Source organism: Streptomyces endocoffeicus (assembly GCF_016741935.1).
Classification (GTDB): Bacteria; Actinomycetota; Actinomycetes; order Streptomycetales; family Streptomycetaceae; genus Streptomyces; species Streptomyces endocoffeicus.
Genome location: NZ_JAERRG010000022.1, coordinates 146204 through 161480, shown reverse-complemented (window position 1 = coordinate 161480; position 15277 = coordinate 146204). Strand labels below are relative to the sequence as shown.

The following is a 15277-nucleotide window of genomic DNA, read 5'->3' as shown; positions in this document are numbered from 1 at the left end:
GGCCAGGTGGCGATGCCTACTAAATGATCAATGGTTGGTGCTCAGACCAACCCGAAAGGGTCAACGGAGATCGGAAGTCGATCAACGGCGATCGGTCACCGGGGGCGGGGCGCGGTCAGCCCTCGAGTTCCAGGACGCGCGCGTGAAGCACCTGGCGCTGCTGGAGCGCGGCGCGCACCGCCCGGTGCAGCCCGTCCTCCAGATAGAGGTCGCCCTGCCATTTCACGACATGGGCGAAGAGGTCCCCGTAGAACGTGGAGTCCTCGGCGAGCAGCGTCTCCAGGTCGAGTTGCTGCTTCGTCGTGACCAACTGGTCAAGACGTACCGGGCGTGGGGCGACATCCGCCCACTGGCGGGTACTTTCCCGGCCGTGGTCGGGATAGGGCCGACCGTTTCCGATGCGCTTGAAGATCACACGGAAAGCCTACCGGGCAAGCCCCTCCCGGCGCAGCCAAGGCGCCCGAGTGCCCGTCCGGAGCCGGTCCGGAGCCGGTCCGGAGCCGAGCCGGAGCCGAGCCGGAGCCGGTCCGGAGCCGGGCTCCGCCGCACTCGGAAAATTGGAAAAAATGCTCGAAAGGGGCTAGGCGCTCATGGGGGCCCGGAGTAACGTAAATAACAGCCTGCGGGGCGAGCGAGGGAGCTCGACCGGAGAGGCGTTCACGACAGGGGACGTCAGTCCCCCGGAGAGAGCGTCTTCTAGATGGCCGGGCTGAGAGGCTCGAAGGTCGGGGAGACCTGAGAGCGACCTCCAACACCTGATACGGACAATGCCGCCGAAGGGAGCCCACCTCGCAGGTTTTGTCCTGCCCGCGCACCATGGCCTCATGGCTGTTCCCCAGCGCCCGTCGGCCCCTTACGGTGCGCCGGAGCCGCGGCGCTGTCTGGTCACCGGGGCCACCGGCTATATAGGCGGCAGGCTGGTGCCCGAACTGCTGGCCGCTGGGCATCAGGTGCGGTGCGTCGCCCGCTCGCCCGAGAAGCTGCGCGACCAGCCCTGGGCGGGGCGGGTGGAGACCGTACGCGGCGATGTGACCGACGAGGAGTCCGTGCGCGCCGCCGTGGAGGGCGTGGACGTCGCGTACTACCTCGTTCACGCGCTGGGCACCGGATCCGGCTTCGAGGAGACCGACCGCCGCGCCGCCCGGATCTTCGGCGAGCGGGCCCGCGCCGCCGGGGTGCGCCGGATCGTCTACCTCGGCGGACTGACCCCGGAGGGCGTCCCCGAGCGCGCGCTCTCGCCCCATCTGCGGTCCCGGGCCGAGGTGGGCCGGGTGCTGCTGGGCTCCGGGGTGCCGACGGCCGTACTGCGGGCCGGGGTGATCATCGGCTCGGGCTCCGCCTCGTTCGAGATGCTGCGCTATCTCACCGAGCGGCTGCCGGTGATGGTGACGCCCCGCTGGGTGCGCACCCGCACCCAGCCCATCGCCGTCCGCGATGTGCTGCGGCTGCTGGTCGGCTGCGCCACGCTGCCGGACGAGGTGCACCGGGCCTTCGACATCGGCGGCCCCGACGTCCTCACCTACCGCGCCATGATGCGGCGGTACGCGCGGGTGACCGGGTTGCGGCGGCGGCTGATCGTGCCCGTACCGGTGCTCACCCCCGGGCTGTCCAGTCTGTGGGTCGGCCTGGTCACCCCCGTACCCGGCGCCATCGCCCGCCCGCTGGTGGAGTCGCTGCGCCATGAAGTGGTGTGCGCCGAACGGGACATCACCCGCTATGTGCCGGACCCGCCGGGCGGGCCGCTCGGCGTGGACCGGGCGCTGGAGCTGGCCCTGCGGCGGATCCGCGACGCGGAGGTGGCCACCCGCTGGTCCTCCGCCGCCACCCCCGGTGCCCCCAGCGATCCGCTGCCCACCGACCCCGATTGGTCGGGCGGCAGCCTCTACCAGGACCGCCGCGAGCGCGCGGTGGACGCCTCGCCGGAGGAGGTCTGGCGGGTGGTGGAGGGGATCGGCGGGGAGAACGGGTGGTACTCGCTGCCGCCGGCCTGGGCGCTGCGCGGCTGGATCGACACCCTGGTGGGCGGCGTCGGGCTGCGCCGGGGCCGCCGGGACGCGGCGCGGCTCAGAGTGGGGGACAGCCTCGACTTCTGGCGGGTGGAGGAGGTCCTGCCGCCCCGGCTGCTGCGGCTGCGGGCCGAGATGCGGCTGCCGGGCCTGGCCTGGCTGGAGATGGTGGTCGACCGGGACGCGCGGGGCGGGACGGTGTACCGGCAGCGGGCGCTGTTCCATCCGCGCGGCCTCGCCGGGCATCTGTACTGGTGGTCGGTCGCGCCGTGCCATGCGCTCGTCTTCGGCGGTATGGCCCGGAACATCGCCGCCCGGGCCGAGAGGGGCGAGGCCGGGACGGGCAGGGGCGGGACGGACGCGGCCGGGACGAGAGCGTCCGCGTTCCGCGTACGGTGAGCCCCGCTGGTCCGCGCGCGGTGGACTCCGCCGTCCCGCGTACGGTGAACCCCGCCGTCACCGGGACCCGTTCGGGGAGCGGTTCCGAGAACGGTTCCGCGAGCGGTTCCGGGATCCGTTCGGAGACCCGCTCGGCCGCAGCCCCTCGAAGGCGAGCGGCAGATGCCGTGGCCCGCGCAGCACCGCGTTGCGCCGGTAGGTCGGCGGGTCCTCCAGCAGCCGGGGCTCGTCCAGCCGGCGGGCCAGCTCGGTCAGCGCGATCTGCGCCTCCAGCCGGGCCAGCGGGGCGCCGAAACAGCTGTGGATGCCGCTGCCGAAGCCGAGGTGCTGGTTGTCCCTGCGCTGGGGATCGAACCGGTCGGGGTCGGGGAAGCGCTGTGGATCGCGGTTGCCCGAGGCCAGCAGCAGCCACACGGACGCCCCCTGGGGGATGGTCACGCCCGCGATGTCGATCTCCGAGAGCGGGGTGCGCCGGGGAAGCATCTGCACCGGCGGATCGAACCGCAGCAGCTCCTCCACCAGCGGCACGACCAGATGGGGATCCTTGCGCAGCCGGGCGAGCACATCGGGGTTGCGCAGCAGGGTCAGCATCCCGTTGGTGATCAGGTTGACGGTGGTCTCGTGCCCCGCCACCAGCAGCAGCGCCGCGGTGCTCAGCAGCTCCACCCGGCTCATCCGCCCCTCCGGGCCCTCCTCGCCGACCAGGGCCGAGAGCATGTCGTCGCCGGGTGCGCGGCGGCGCTCCTCGATCAGCTCGGACAGATACGTCGCCAGTTCCGTACGGGCCCGCCGGGTGATCCGCCGCCGCTCGGCGGCGTCCGCGTCCGCGCCTGCGTCCGGGTCCGCGTCCGCGCCCGCCCCCGCGCCTGCGTCCGGGTCCGGGTCGGGGCCGGAGTCCGGGTCGTCGGGGTCCGGACTGGCGGCGAGGGTGTCGGCCCAGGCGTGGAAGCGGGGCTCGTCCTCCCGCGGCACCCCGAGCAGCCGGCAGATCACGGTCACCGGGAAGGGGTAGGAGAAGTGGTCGACGAGATCGATCCGGTCCCGCCCCTCGAAGCCGTCGATCAGCTCGCCGACGATACGGGTGAGTTCACCGCGCATCTCGTGGAGCCGGCGCGGGGTGTGCGGCGGACCGAAGGGCGCCGTCGCGAGCCGGCGCAGCCGGTCGTGCTCGGGCGGGTCCAGCTTCAGGAAGCTGGGCGGCAGCCCCGGGTCGTCCGCCTCGGGCTCCTCGGGCGGCTGCGAGGCGGCCTGGGGGTCCAGGTTGCGCGCGTCGGAGCTGAGCCGGGGGTCGTGCAGCAGACCGTGGATCTCCCAGTAGGTGGAGACGATGTACGGCCCCTCCTCGTCACGCACCACGGGCGTCTTGCGCAGCTCGGCGTAGATCGGGTACGGGTCGGCTCGATGGGCGTAGTCGGTGATCCGCCGTACGAGCGAGCCTTGCGTCTGCGTCATGGCTGACTGCGTTCCTTCGTCGGGGTCGTCCCCCTGCTCAGCATCGGTGAGACGGGCCGGGCCCGCGCGTACAGCCAGGCCAAAGGGGCGAACAGGCCAAAGGGGCGAACGCGGGACCGTGGCCCGCTCGCTACGATGGAGCGCCGCGCGCCGGGCGCGTGCGGTGGGGAAGGAGACGGTGTGATGGACCACGACCGGACCGGCGGGCCCGGCTGGCCCCGCCGCCCCCGTCGGCGTGGCCAGGGCGAGCTGGAGGCGCAGGTGCTCGTGGCGCTGAGCCGGGCGCCGGGGCCGGTGACCGCCGCATGGGTGCAGGAGCGGATCGAGGGCGAGCTCGCCTACACCACGGTCATGACCATCCTGTCCCGGCTGCACGCCAAACAGGCCGTGACCCGTGAGCGCGCGGGCCGCTCCTTCGTCTGGCGGGCGGCGTCGGACGAGGCGGGGCTCGCGGCGCTGCGGATGCGCCGGGTGCTGGACGGCCAGGACGACCGCGAGGCGGTCCTGGCCAGCTTTGTGACCGGGCTGACCCAGGACGACGAGCGGCTGCTGCGCGACCTGCTGAGCGACGTGGCGGAGGAGCCGGAGGACTGACCGATGGGCGTCTTCGTCTTCCTCCCGCTGGTTCTGCCCCTGACGGCGCTGCCGATCGCCCGGCTCGCCGAGCAACATCTCCATCCGCGCACCGCCACCCGGCTGCTGACGCTCGTCGGCACCGTCCTCGCGGTGTGCTCCACGCTGTGCCTGGGGCTGCTGATGGTCGTCGGCACGGCGCAACTGCCGGGCAACCCGCTGCCGGACAGCTGGTCGGACCCCGAGGTACGGGCGGCGGTGCCCTTTGACGTGGTGGCCGGGAAGGCGGCGATCGGCGCGCTGGCGGCGGTGGCCGTCTCCTGCACGGCCACCTGTCTGCGCCACGGCCGGGTGCGGCGGGACGCCCGGCTCGCGCTCGCCGGGCTGCCGGAGTCGCCGGTCGCGGTGCTGCCCGACGACAAGGCGTACGCGTACGCGCTGCCCGGGACCTCCGGGCGAACGGGGAAGCCGGGCCGGATCGTCGTCTCCACCGGGATGCTGGACAGCCTCAGCACCCGCGAGCGGCGGGCCCTGATCGCGCATGAGCGCGCCCATCTGACCGCGCACCACCACCGCTATCTGCTGGCCGCGCGGCTCGCCGCGCGGGCCAACCCGCTGCTGCGGCCGCTGCGGGCCGCGGTGGACTACTGCGCCGAGCGCTGGGCGGACGAGGAAGCGGCTCAGGAGGTCGGCGACCGCCGGGTCACGGCGCGGGCGGTCGGCAAGGCCGCCCTGGTCTCCCGGGGCGCGCCGGGGCCGGCGCTCGCCGGGTTCGCCGCGCCGGGGCCGGTGCCGCGCAGGGTCGCGGCGCTGCTGGAGCCGGTGCCGCCGTCCCGGCACTGGCCGCCGACGTGGACGGCGGCGGGGCTGGCCCTGTGGATCGCGGCGGTGGGCACCGCCGCGTCCGCGCTGTCCTCGGCGAACGCGGCGGTCGCCCTGGTCCTCGTCCTGCACGCCGCGACCCCGCTGTAGCTCCGGGGCGCGCCCTTACGGCCGGCGGGGCGGCCGTAAGGCCGCGGCTCATGGCTTGCGGGGCTTCAACGCCTCGGCTCGCCTTACAGGTCGAACTCGCCTTACAGGTCGAACTCGCCTTACAGGTCGAACTCGGCCGGCGGGAGCTCCAGCGTGAAGCACGCCTCGCGGACCATGGCCTGCTCGGTCTTGTCGAAGTTGCCGTCCGCGCCACCGATGACGATGCCGATCTGGATCACGGCGCGCGCCTCGGCGGGCTTCTTCTTGGCCTTGGCGACCTCCTGCATCACGCTCACCTTGCCGAACTCGAAGTCCGTGGTGAGCTTGTTGACGTAGTCGTTGAAGCGGCGCTGCAGATCGTCGGCCGGGAAGTTCTGCAGCACCTCGTTGGTGGCGATCAGCTGGGCGACGCGCTGCCGTTCGGACGGGTCGACCGAGCCGTCCGCCGCCGCCACCAGGGCACACATCGCCATGCTCGCGTCGCGGAAGGCGCCGCTCTTCAAGTCGTTCTTCTTCGAGACGAGCTGAGTCTGCATCGTCTGGGCGGATTCCCTGATGCGGTCCCACAGGGCCATGGCCAGTCACACTCCATAGGGTCGTTAGGATCTACAGTTGTGTAGAAGCTAGCAGGCGGGGTCGGTCAAGGCCGGGCGGATCGGCCCCTCTTCATCACTCTGTGAACTGACCGGAGAGGTAAAGAAGTTCCCAAGTTGAGGAGGTGACGGATGCGCTGGGCTGGACGTAAACCCTTGTACGCGAGAGCTGAGCCTTTTGGGGCGCGAACTCGCGAGCGCCACTATGGTGCGTGGAATGTTCCACTCCGCAACCCTCCGCCGAAACTCAGAAAGAGGCCGGATTTTCCCCGCAGGTTCCCCGGGAGGGCGTATGTGATGAACGTCTCGCACTTACTTCCGGTACTGCCCGCGCGGCGCGCACCGGCGTCCCCGCCCCCCGAGACGGCACCGGCCCCGTCCCCCGCGCCGAAACAACGTGACGCGTTCTTCGACAACGCCAAATACCTGGCGATCGTGCTGGTCGCGATGGGGCATGCGTGGGAGCCCCTGCGAGGCGGCAGCAGAGCGGCAGCCGCGCTCTATATGACCGTCTACACGTTCCATATGCCGGCGTTCATTGTCATCTCCGGGTACTTCTCGCGGAATTTCGATCTCCGGCCGGACCGGCTCAAGCGGCTGATCACGGGGGTCGCCGTTCCGTACGTCCTCTTCGAGGTCGCGTACACCTTCTTCAAACGGTGGGCGGACGACGATCCGTCCTATCCGATCAGTCTGCTCGACCCCTGGTATCTGACCTGGTTTCTGGTCGCGCTCTTCGTCTGGCGGCTGACCACACCGCTGTGGCGGATCGTGCGGTGGCCGGTGGCGCTGGCTCTCACCATCGCCGCGCTCGCCGCCTGTTCACCGAATATCGGTGACGACCTCGATCTGCAGCGGGTGCTGCAGTTCCTGCCGTTCTTCGTGCTGGGGCTGCACCTGCGGCCGGAGCACTTCCGGATGCTGCGGCGGCGCGAGGTCAGATGGCTGTCGGTGCCGGTGGTCGCCGCCGCCGTGGTCTTCGCCTACTGGGCCGTGCCGCGGATGAACCCGGCGTGGTTCTACCGCCGGGACAGCGCGCAGGAACTCGGTGCGCCGTGGTGGGTCGGGACGGTCATGACCTTCGCCCTCTTCGGCTGCTCCATGGTGCTCACCGTGTGCTTCCTCGCCTGGGTGCCCCGGCGCCGGATGTGGTTCACGGTGCTCGGCGCCGGGACGCTGTACGGCTATCTGCTGCACGGCTTCCTCGCCAAGGGCTCCCGCTTCTGGGACTGGTACGACCACCCGTGGCTGCACCGGCCGCTGGGGGAGATCGTGGTGACGGCGGTGGCGGTGGCCGTGGTGACGGCCTTGTGCACGCCGCCCGTCCAGCGGGCGTTCCGGTTCGCGATGGAGCCGCGGATGGCGTGGGCCTTCCGGAGACGCGACGGATGATCGGCGCCGTCGACCAGCGCCCCTCGCCGGAGGCGGTACGCGGCAAGGGGCGCCGGTCACGGGAGCGCACTTGTGTGACTAATTGGGCTTTCGGATAGGCCAGTTGCGGTATGGGTAGCCCGTAGCCGACCCCAGTCCGTAGCCGGATGACGACTACGGGCCACCGACGCACGGAGAGGTGCCGGCCCAGCAGTGACACAGCCCTTTCAACTCCCCGACTTCTATATGCCGTATCCGGCGCGGCTGAACCCCCATGTCCGGGCGGCACGGGAGCACTCCAGCCGGTGGGCCCGCGAGATGGGCATGCTCGAGGGCTCGGGGATCTGGGAGCAGAAGGATCTCGACGCCCACGACTACGCCCTGCTGTGCGCGTACACCCACCCCGACTGCTCCGACACGGAGCTCTCGCTGGTCACGGACTGGTATGTGTGGGTGTTCTTCTTCGACGACCACTTCCTGGAGACGTTCAAGCGCTCCCTGGACCGTGCGGCCGGTAAGGCGTATCTCGACCGGCTGCCCGCCTTCATGCCGATGGACCCGGCCGCGGGGACCCCCGAGCCCACCAACCCGGTCGAGGCGGGGCTCGCGGACTTGTGGGCGCGGACGGTGCCCTCGATGTCGGCGGACTGGCGGGCGCGGTTCCGGGAGAGCACCGAGAACCTCCTCAACGAATCGCTCTGGGAGCTCTCGAACATCAACATCCACCGGGTCCCCAACCCGGTCGAGTACATCGAGATGCGCCGTAAGGTCGGCGGCGCGCCCTGGTCGGCCGGGCTGGTGGAGCACGCCGTGGGGGCCGAGGTACCGGCGGTGATCGCCGAGTCGCGGCCGATGCGGGTGTTGCGGGACGCCTTCGCGGACGCGGTGCACCTGCGCAACGACCTGTTCTCGTACCAACGGGAGATCGAGGACGAGGGCGAGCTCAGCAATGGTGTCCTGGTCCTGGAGACGTTCCTGTGCTGCACCACCCAGGAGGCGGCCGACTCCGTCAACGAGCTGCTCACCTCACGGCTGCAGCAGTTCGAGGACACCGCCCTCACCGAGCTCGGACCGCTCTTCGCCGAGCACGGCCTGGACCCGGCGGCCGCTGCGGGGGTCCTCGCCTACGTCAAGGGGCTCCAGGACTGGCAGTCCGGCGGCCATGAGTGGCATTTGCGCTCCAGCCGGTACATGAACGGCGCGCACGGTGCGCACGGCCTGGACGGTGCGGACGGTGCGGACGGCCTGGACGGTGCGGACGGCATGCGGGGGGCGGACTGCCCGGACGGTGCGAACGGCCCGGACCGGGCCCCGGCGTGGTCGCCCTTCGCGCTCAGCGGCCTCGGCACCTCCGCGGCCAGCCTGCCGCTGACCACGGGCCGGGCGGAGGCGGCCCGGACCCGCAGGTTCAGCCATGTCCCGTTCCAGAAGACCGGGCCCTCCCTGCTGCCGGACTTCTTCATGCCGTTCACCCTCCGGCTGAATCAGCATCTGCCCATCGCCCGCGACCACCTGGCCGGCTGGGCACATCGGATGGGCATCCTCGGACCGCAGCCCGGCATCCCCGGTTCGCACGTCTGGGACGAGCGGCGGATGCTCGCCGCCGACCTCCCGCTGTGCGCGGCCGGTATCCACCCGGACGGCTCCCCGGACGAGCTCGATCTGGCGTCGGGCTGGCTGGTCTGGGGCACGTACGCGGACGACTACTACCCGGCGGTCTTCGGCCGCGCTCACGACCTGGCCGGAGCCCGGGTCTGCAACGCCCGGCTCGGGGCGTTCATGCCGCTCGACGCGGGCCCCACCCCGGCCCCGGCGAACGCGCTGGAGCGGTCGCTGGCCGATCTGTGGAGCCGTACGGCGGGCCCGATGGAGGATTCGGCGCGCGGTGAACTCCGTAAGGCTATAGAGAACATGACCGCCAGCTGGCTGTGGGAGCTGGCCAACCACACGAAGAACCGGATCCCCGACCCGGTCGACTACATCGAGATGCGCCGGCACACCTTCGGCTCCGACCTCACCATGAGCCTGTGCCGACTGGCGCGCGAACGGCGGGTGCCGCCCGAGATCTACCGCAGCGGCCCGGTCCGGTCGCTGGAGAACGCCGCCATGGACTACGCGACGCTGCTGAACGACGTCTTCTCGTACCAGAAGGAGATCGAGTTCGAGGGCGAGGTCCACAACGGCGTCCTCGTCGTCCAGAACTTCTTCGACTGCGACTATCCGACCGGGATCGTCGTCGTGAACGATCTGATGACGTCCCGGATGCGGCAGTTCCAGCATGTCGCGGCGCATGAGTTCCCGGTGCTGTACGACGACTTCGGCCTGGAGCCGGAGGCCCGGAAGGCGATGGACGGCTATGTGGAGGAGCTGCGCGACTGGATGTCCGGGATCCTGAACTGGCACCGCGAGGTCCCGCGCTACCGGGAGGAGGAGCTGCTCCGCGCCCACCGGCGGCCGGTGGGGGCAGGGACGGGCGCCGGGACCGGAGCCGGGGCGCGGCCGGTGGCCCCGTGGCACGGGCCCACCGGGCTCGGCACCTCGGCCGCGCGGGTTCCGGTGCCCGCCGGAGCCGCCGGATCACATCCGTAAGGGGCCTTCGGAAAGGACCTCGGGAGGGACCGTAAGGGTCTCGGGAAGGACCGTAAGGACCTCGGGAACGAGACCTCGGGCCGACCGCCCCGCCTTTGTCCGCCGGGACAACGGGACAAGGCGGGGCGGTCGCTTGTTGGCCGTCCAGCACGATGCCCGGCGCGCGGGGTGGCCTGTCTGGTTCGGGATGCCGTCGCTGTACGTCTGGATCTGTGCCTGGGTGCTCGCGCTCACCCCCGCGCTCGCCGCCGTCGAATGGGGCCTGTGGCGCCCCCGTGAGCGGGCGGGTGGTGAGCGGCGGTGAACGTCGTCCTCGCGGTCTCCCTGCTGGGTATGCGCGCCCTCGCCCTGTGCGGTTTCCTCGGCCGGACCGGCCGCACCACCGATCTCGCCGAATGGGCCGTGGGGCAGCGGAACTTCGGCACTCTCGCGATGTGGTTCCCGCAAGCGGGCGAGGTGTTCACCACCTTCAGCTTCCTGGGCGTCGCCGGGGTCGCGTACGCGGGCGGCAACGCGGCCACGTACGCGATGGTCTATCTGGCCCTCGCCTTCCTCCTGCTCTACTTCATCCAGCCCAGGCTGTGGCGGCTGGGCGAGCGGCACGGCTATCTGACCCAGGCCGACTACTTCACCCAGCGGTACGGCAGCCCGCTGTACGGCAAGGTCATCGCCGTCATCGGCCTGGTCTTCCTGATCCCGTACCTCCAGCTCCAGATCACCGGGCTCGGCATGGTCGTCGGGCTGGTCACCGGCAGTACGGCCGCCGGGCGGCTGAGCATGGTGCTGGCCTCCGTGCTGACGGCGGGGTTCGTGCTGTGGTCGGGCATCCGGGGGCTCAAGAACAGCGTGTACTTCAAGGACGTGCTGACCCTCGGCGTCATGCTCGTCCTGGCCATCGCCATCCCGCTGCACTACACCGGCGGTCTGGGCGAGGTGTTCCGGCGGGTGCACGAGGTCCAGCCGCAGATGCTGACCGTGCACTCCGGGGAGCGCGACCGGATGTGGTGGACGACCAGCGTGCTGACCTCGGCGCTCGCGGGCGGGCTGATGGCCACCCCGCACCACTGGCCGCCGCTGATGGCGGCGGGCGGACCGCGGGCCATCCGCGGAATCTGCTGCCCGCCCGCCGGGAGGCGGCCCGGATGGCGGTCAACCACAGCGTGGTCGTCCTGGCCATCGCGCTCACCCTCGGCATTCTGCGGCCGGGGCTGCTGGCCGACCTTCAGCTGCTCACGGTGAGCGGCTTCATCCAGATCGTGCCGGGGCTGCTGGCGGCGATCGGCCGCCGGCGGCTGCTGACCGCCCCGGGGGCGCTGGCGGGCCTGGTGACCGGTGAGGCGGTGGTGACCTGGCTGACCCTGGCCGAGGTGGAGACCCGCCATGTGAACGCGGGCCTGGTCGCGCTGGCGGTCAATCTGCTGGTGGCGGTCGCCGTGACGGCGCTCTTCCGCCGCCCGGCCGCTTCCCCAACCATGGAGTCCGCCCCTGGGGCCCATGAGGACCGTGGGGCCCGTAAGAACCCTGGTCCGAAGACCCGGACCCGCGCAGCGATGACCATCGAGGAAGGCGAGCGACCGTGACGACGACGGATGACGATCTCTGCTTCAGGACCGCACTGGACCTCAGCGCGCTGCTGCGCTCCCGGGAGCTGTCCGCGCGCGAGCTGCTCGATGCCCATCTGGCCCGTATCGAACGGGTCAACCCGGCCGTCAACGCGATCGTCACCCTCGTCGCGGACCGCGCCCGCGAGGCCGCCCGGCGGGCCGATGAGCGGATCGCGGCGGGGGAGGAGCTCGGGCCGCTGCACGGGCTGCCCATCGCCCACAAGGACCTCCACAACACCGCGGGCATCCGCACCAGCCATGGCTCGCCGCTCGCCGACGGCGTGCCCGACGAGGACGATCTGCTGATCGAACGGATACGGGCCGCCGGGGCGATCACCCTCGGCAAGACCAACGTGCCCGAGTTCGGGGCCGGTTCGCACACCTTCAACCCCATATTCGGCGCCACTCACAACCCGCACGACCTGGGCCGCAGCGCGGGCGGCAGCAGCGGGGGCGCGGCGGCCGCGCTGGCCTCCGGCATGATCCCGATCGCGGACGGCAGCGACACCGGCGGCTCGCTGCGCAACCCGGCCTCGTTCTGCAATGTCGTCGGGCTGCGCCCATCGCCCGGGCGCGTCCCCAACTGGCCCTCCCTGACCGCCTGGGGCACCCTCGGCGTCAAGGGGCCGATGGCCCGTACCGTGGCCGACACCGCCCTGCTGCTGTCCGCCATCGCCGGGCCCGACGCGCGGTCGCCGATCGCCCTGGAGGAGCCCGGCGCCCGCTTCGCCCGCCTCCTGGACCGCGATCTGACGGGGCTGCGGGTGGCCTGGTCGCCGGATCTCGGGGGGCTGGTTCCGGTCGAGCCCGAGGTGGCCGCGGTGGTCGAGTCGGCGGCGGAGGTCTTCACCGGCCTCGGCTGTGTCGTGGAGCGGACCTGCCCGGACCTGACCGAGGCCGAGGAGGTCTTCCGTACGCTGCGCGCCTCGGTCTTCGAGGTCGCCTTCGGCCCGCTCATGGACCGCCACCCCGACGGGCTGAAGCGGGCGATCCGGGAGAACGCCGAGCAGGGGCGCAAGCTCACCGGCCCGGACATCGGCCGCGCGGAGGTGCTGCACACCCTGCTCTACCACCGCGTCCGGGAGTTCTTCGGCCGCTATGACGTGCTGCTGCTGCCGGTGAGCCAGGTGGCGCCGTTCGACGTCGGCATCGAGTACCCGACCGAGATCGCCGGGGTGGCCATGGACGACTATCTGGACTGGATGCGCTCGGCGTATCTGATCAGCTCGACCGGCAGTCCGGCGCTGTCCGTACCGGCCGGGTTCACGCCGGGCGAGCTCCCCGTCGGGGTGCAGATCGTCGGGCCGCACCGGGCGGACTTCGCGGTCCTCCAGGTCGGCCACGCCTTCGAGCGGGCCACCGGGCACTGGCGGCGGCGCCCGGCGGGGATCGAGTAGCGCACACCTCTGGATAATCCGTGCCTTCGAGCATCAGAGTGAACGGGGCCGGGTAGTGCCCCGGCGACCAGCTGCGCTGATGAGCGGAGGAGCCATGTACGACGACTCCTCGTACGACGACTCCTCGTACGGCGACGCCTCGGACGGTCTGCTCTCGCTGGCCACCAGGGCCGCCGGGCTGGCCGGTGGCCCGGTCACCATCGAGGACGACGCGTCCGAGCCGGGATCTCGGGCGGGCGGGCGTGGCCGTCACCACCTCCGGGGGCCAACTCCGCGCGGACGTCGCCGTCGTGGCCACCGGCGCCTGGCTGGACCCGCTGGTCCGCCCGTTCGGGGTCCGGGTGCCGGTCCAGGCCGGGACGCGGCTACAGCTTCAGCGTTCCGGCCGAGGGCGCCCCCACCCGTCCCACCTATCTGGCCGCCCAGAAGGTCGTCTGCACCCCGCTGGGCGGGGGCCGGGTGCGGATCGCCGGAATGATGGAACTGGCCCCCGCGGACCGGCCGGTGGACCCGCGCCGCATACAGGCGATCATCGCGGCGGCCCGTCCGCTGCTGCGGGGCATCGACTGGGAGGCCCGTACGGACACCTGGGTCGGCGCCCGCCCCTGCACCCCGGACGGACTGCCGCTGATCGGCCCGACCGGCTCGCCGCGCGTCTACGTCAACTGCGGGCACGGAATGTGGGGCGTGGCGCTCGGCCCGCTCAGCGGACGGCTGCTGGCGGACGCCATCGCGACCGGCACCTCCCCGGCCGAACTGGCCCCGCTGCACCCGTTGCGCTGATCGGCTTCGGTCCCCGGCTGCCCATGTTTCGGCCCGGCGGTCCCGGAAACCCGCCGTGGTGCGCGACGCGAGAACGTCGAAAGGAGTCACCGATGAGCACCGTGCGGGAGTCCGTCGAGGTTGGGGTTCCGCTCCACACCGCGTACAACCAGTGGACCCAGTTCACCGAGTTCCCGAGGTTCATGGAAGGCGTGGACCAGGTCACCCAGGTGGACGATCGCCATAACCACTGGGCGACCTCCATTGCCGGTGTGCACCGGGAGTTCGACACCGAGATCGTGGATCAGCTTCCCGACGAGCGCATCGCCTGGCGCACCACCTCCGGTGATGTCCAGCAGCAGGGCCTGGTCACCTTCGAGCCCCTGGACGAGCGCCACACCCGGGTCAATCTGGCCCTGGTCTTCCAGCCGAGCGGGATCGCGGAGAAGGCCGCGGACCTGACCGGGACGCTCGACCGGCGGGTGAAGGGGGACCTGCGGAGGTTCAAGGACTTCATCGAGCGGCGCGGTGAGGCGGAAGGCGCCTGGCGCGGCCGGATCTCCCCCGGTTGACCGCGGCGCACCGAACCGAACCGCACCGAACCGCACCGAACAGATCCAAACCGATCCATGAACGTGAGATCAGATCTTGCTCATCCGGTCACATCAGGAGCAAGCTGGATATATGGGTGCCCGAACAGCGCCTACGCTGATCTCATCCGTTCAGCGGGCTTTCCGGTTGATGGAGGCGGTGGGCGCGCACGAGGGCGGTGCGCCGGCCAAGCGGCTCGCCCGGGAGACGGGGCTGCCGCTCGCGACCACGTATCACCTGCTGCGGACGATGGTCCACGAGGGCTATATGTCCCGGCTGGACGACGGCGGCTTCGTGATCGGCGACAAGCTGCGCGCCCTCGAGTCCGGCAGCCGGGAGCAGGCGATGCTCGCCCGGGTGCGGCCCACCCTGGCCGCGCTGCGCGATGAGCTCTCGGCCGCCGCGTATCTCACCTTCTACGACGAGGGCGAGATCCGGGTGGCGGAGATCGTCGATGGCCCGCAGGCGCCCCGGGTCGATCTGTGGGTGGGGTACGAGGACGCCGGGCACGCCACCGCGCTGGGCAAGTGCGTGCTGCGCGAGTTGGACGACGAGGCCCGCCACGACTATCTCTCCCGCCATCCGCTCGTCGATCTCACCCCGCGCACCGTCACCCGCTCCGACGACCTGCTGCGCCGCCTCGACTCCCCGACGGGGAGTCCCCTGGTCGCGGACCTGGAGGAGTACGCCCTGGGCACGGTCTGCTTCGCGGTGCCGATCTACTACGGGGACCGGCTCGGCTCGCTCGGGATCTCGCTGCGGGCGGACCGGCTGGCCCGGCTGACGGAGCTGGATCCGCACCGTGATCTGTTCCGTCGCCGCCTGGTGCCGACGGCGAGCCGGGTGAGCAGGAGCCTCTCGCTCACTATCTGAAAACGCGGGCCTTGCCGAATCTATCGAATCGCTGTTTCTCTGGATGAAACGGACACCCTCTCGGATGCCCCCGTATCACTTGCCCCCGTGGAGAG

The 15277-nt window shown here is 71.5% G+C and carries 15 protein-coding genes; 12 read left to right on the top strand and 3 right to left on the bottom strand.

Going from position 1 to position 15277, the window contains the following annotated elements:
* Window positions 1–115: 115 nt before the first annotated feature.
* Window positions 116–415 (bottom strand): type II toxin-antitoxin system VapB family antitoxin, encoded by a 300-nt coding sequence (locus JK364_RS39170; protein ID WP_014061825.1) that lies wholly within the window; start codon window positions 413–415, stop codon window positions 116–118.
* A gap of 409 nt (window positions 416–824) precedes the next feature.
* Here JK364_RS39170 and JK364_RS39165 point away from each other — a divergent pair, with 409 nt between their 5' ends.
* Entirely contained in the window at window positions 825–2405 is a 1581-nt protein-coding gene (locus JK364_RS39165; RefSeq protein WP_201856168.1) for an SDR family oxidoreductase, read from the top strand.
* A gap of 57 nt (window positions 2406–2462) precedes the next feature.
* Here the strand turns inward: JK364_RS39165 and JK364_RS39160 are convergent, their stop codons facing one another.
* Window positions 2463–3857, bottom strand: coding sequence for a cytochrome P450 (locus JK364_RS39160; RefSeq protein ID WP_201856167.1), 1395 nt, complete (start codon window positions 3855–3857; stop codon window positions 2463–2465).
* 183 nt (window positions 3858–4040) lie between these two features.
* Here JK364_RS39160 and JK364_RS39155 point away from each other — a divergent pair, with 183 nt between their 5' ends.
* Both JK364_RS39155 and JK364_RS39150 read left to right on the top strand, forming a co-directional pair.
* Window positions 4041–4451: a BlaI/MecI/CopY family transcriptional regulator gene (locus JK364_RS39155; protein WP_037956803.1), complete on the top strand. Its 411-nt coding sequence runs from the start codon at window positions 4041–4043 to the stop codon at window positions 4449–4451.
* 3 nt (window positions 4452–4454) lie between these two features.
* Window positions 4455–5402, top strand: coding sequence for a M56 family metallopeptidase (locus JK364_RS39150; RefSeq protein WP_201856166.1), 948 nt, complete (start codon window positions 4455–4457; stop codon window positions 5400–5402).
* Between the two features lie 119 nt (window positions 5403–5521).
* Here the strand turns inward: JK364_RS39150 and JK364_RS39145 are convergent, their stop codons facing one another.
* Entirely contained in the window at window positions 5522–5977 is a 456-nt protein-coding gene (locus JK364_RS39145) for a tellurite resistance TerB family protein (protein WP_201856165.1), read from the bottom strand.
* A 315-nt stretch (window positions 5978–6292) separates the two neighbouring features.
* On the opposite strand from JK364_RS39145, the gene JK364_RS39140 reads away from it, so the two are divergent.
* The 9 genes from JK364_RS39140 (at window position 6293) to JK364_RS39100 (ending at window position 15182) form a co-directional block, all read left to right on the top strand.
* Entirely contained in the window at window positions 6293–7387 is a 1095-nt protein-coding gene (locus JK364_RS39140; protein WP_201856164.1) for an acyltransferase family protein, read from the top strand.
* A gap of 192 nt (window positions 7388–7579) precedes the next feature.
* Window positions 7580–9955 (top strand): terpene synthase family protein, encoded by a 2376-nt coding sequence (locus JK364_RS39135; RefSeq protein ID WP_307841510.1) that lies wholly within the window; start codon window positions 7580–7582, stop codon window positions 9953–9955.
* A 133-nt stretch (window positions 9956–10088) separates the two neighbouring features.
* Window positions 10089–10259, top strand: a complete 171-nt coding sequence (locus JK364_RS39130) for a hypothetical protein (protein ID WP_201856163.1) — start codon at window positions 10089–10091, stop codon at window positions 10257–10259.
* On the top strand, window positions 10256–11194 hold the full coding sequence (locus JK364_RS39125; RefSeq protein ID WP_201856162.1) for a sodium:solute symporter family transporter: 939 nt from the start codon (window positions 10256–10258) through the stop codon (window positions 11192–11194). Before JK364_RS39130 ends, JK364_RS39125 begins: the two co-directional genes overlap by 4 nt.
* A complete protein-coding gene (locus JK364_RS39120; RefSeq protein WP_201856161.1) occupies window positions 11098–11535 on the top strand; it encodes an SLC5/6 family protein in 438 nt (145 codons plus the stop codon). The genes JK364_RS39125 and JK364_RS39120 overlap by 97 nt, the downstream gene beginning before the upstream one ends.
* A complete protein-coding gene (locus JK364_RS39115) occupies window positions 11532–12956 on the top strand; it encodes an amidase (RefSeq protein WP_201856160.1) in 1425 nt (474 codons plus the stop codon). The genes JK364_RS39120 and JK364_RS39115 overlap by 4 nt, the downstream gene beginning before the upstream one ends.
* Window positions 12957–13181: 225 nt before the next feature.
* The gene (locus JK364_RS39110; RefSeq protein WP_201856199.1) at window positions 13182–13739 is read left to right on the top strand and encodes an NAD(P)/FAD-dependent oxidoreductase; all 558 of its coding nucleotides are present in this window, start codon (window positions 13182–13184) and stop codon (window positions 13737–13739) included.
* Window positions 13740–13831: 92 nt separating this feature from the next.
* Window positions 13832–14290: an SRPBCC family protein gene (locus JK364_RS39105; RefSeq protein ID WP_201856159.1), complete on the top strand. Its 459-nt coding sequence runs from the start codon at window positions 13832–13834 to the stop codon at window positions 14288–14290.
* A 112-nt stretch (window positions 14291–14402) separates the two neighbouring features.
* Window positions 14403–15182, top strand: a complete 780-nt coding sequence (locus tag JK364_RS39100; protein ID WP_201856158.1) for an IclR family transcriptional regulator — start codon at window positions 14403–14405, stop codon at window positions 15180–15182.
* Window positions 15183–15277 lie beyond the last annotated feature (95 nt).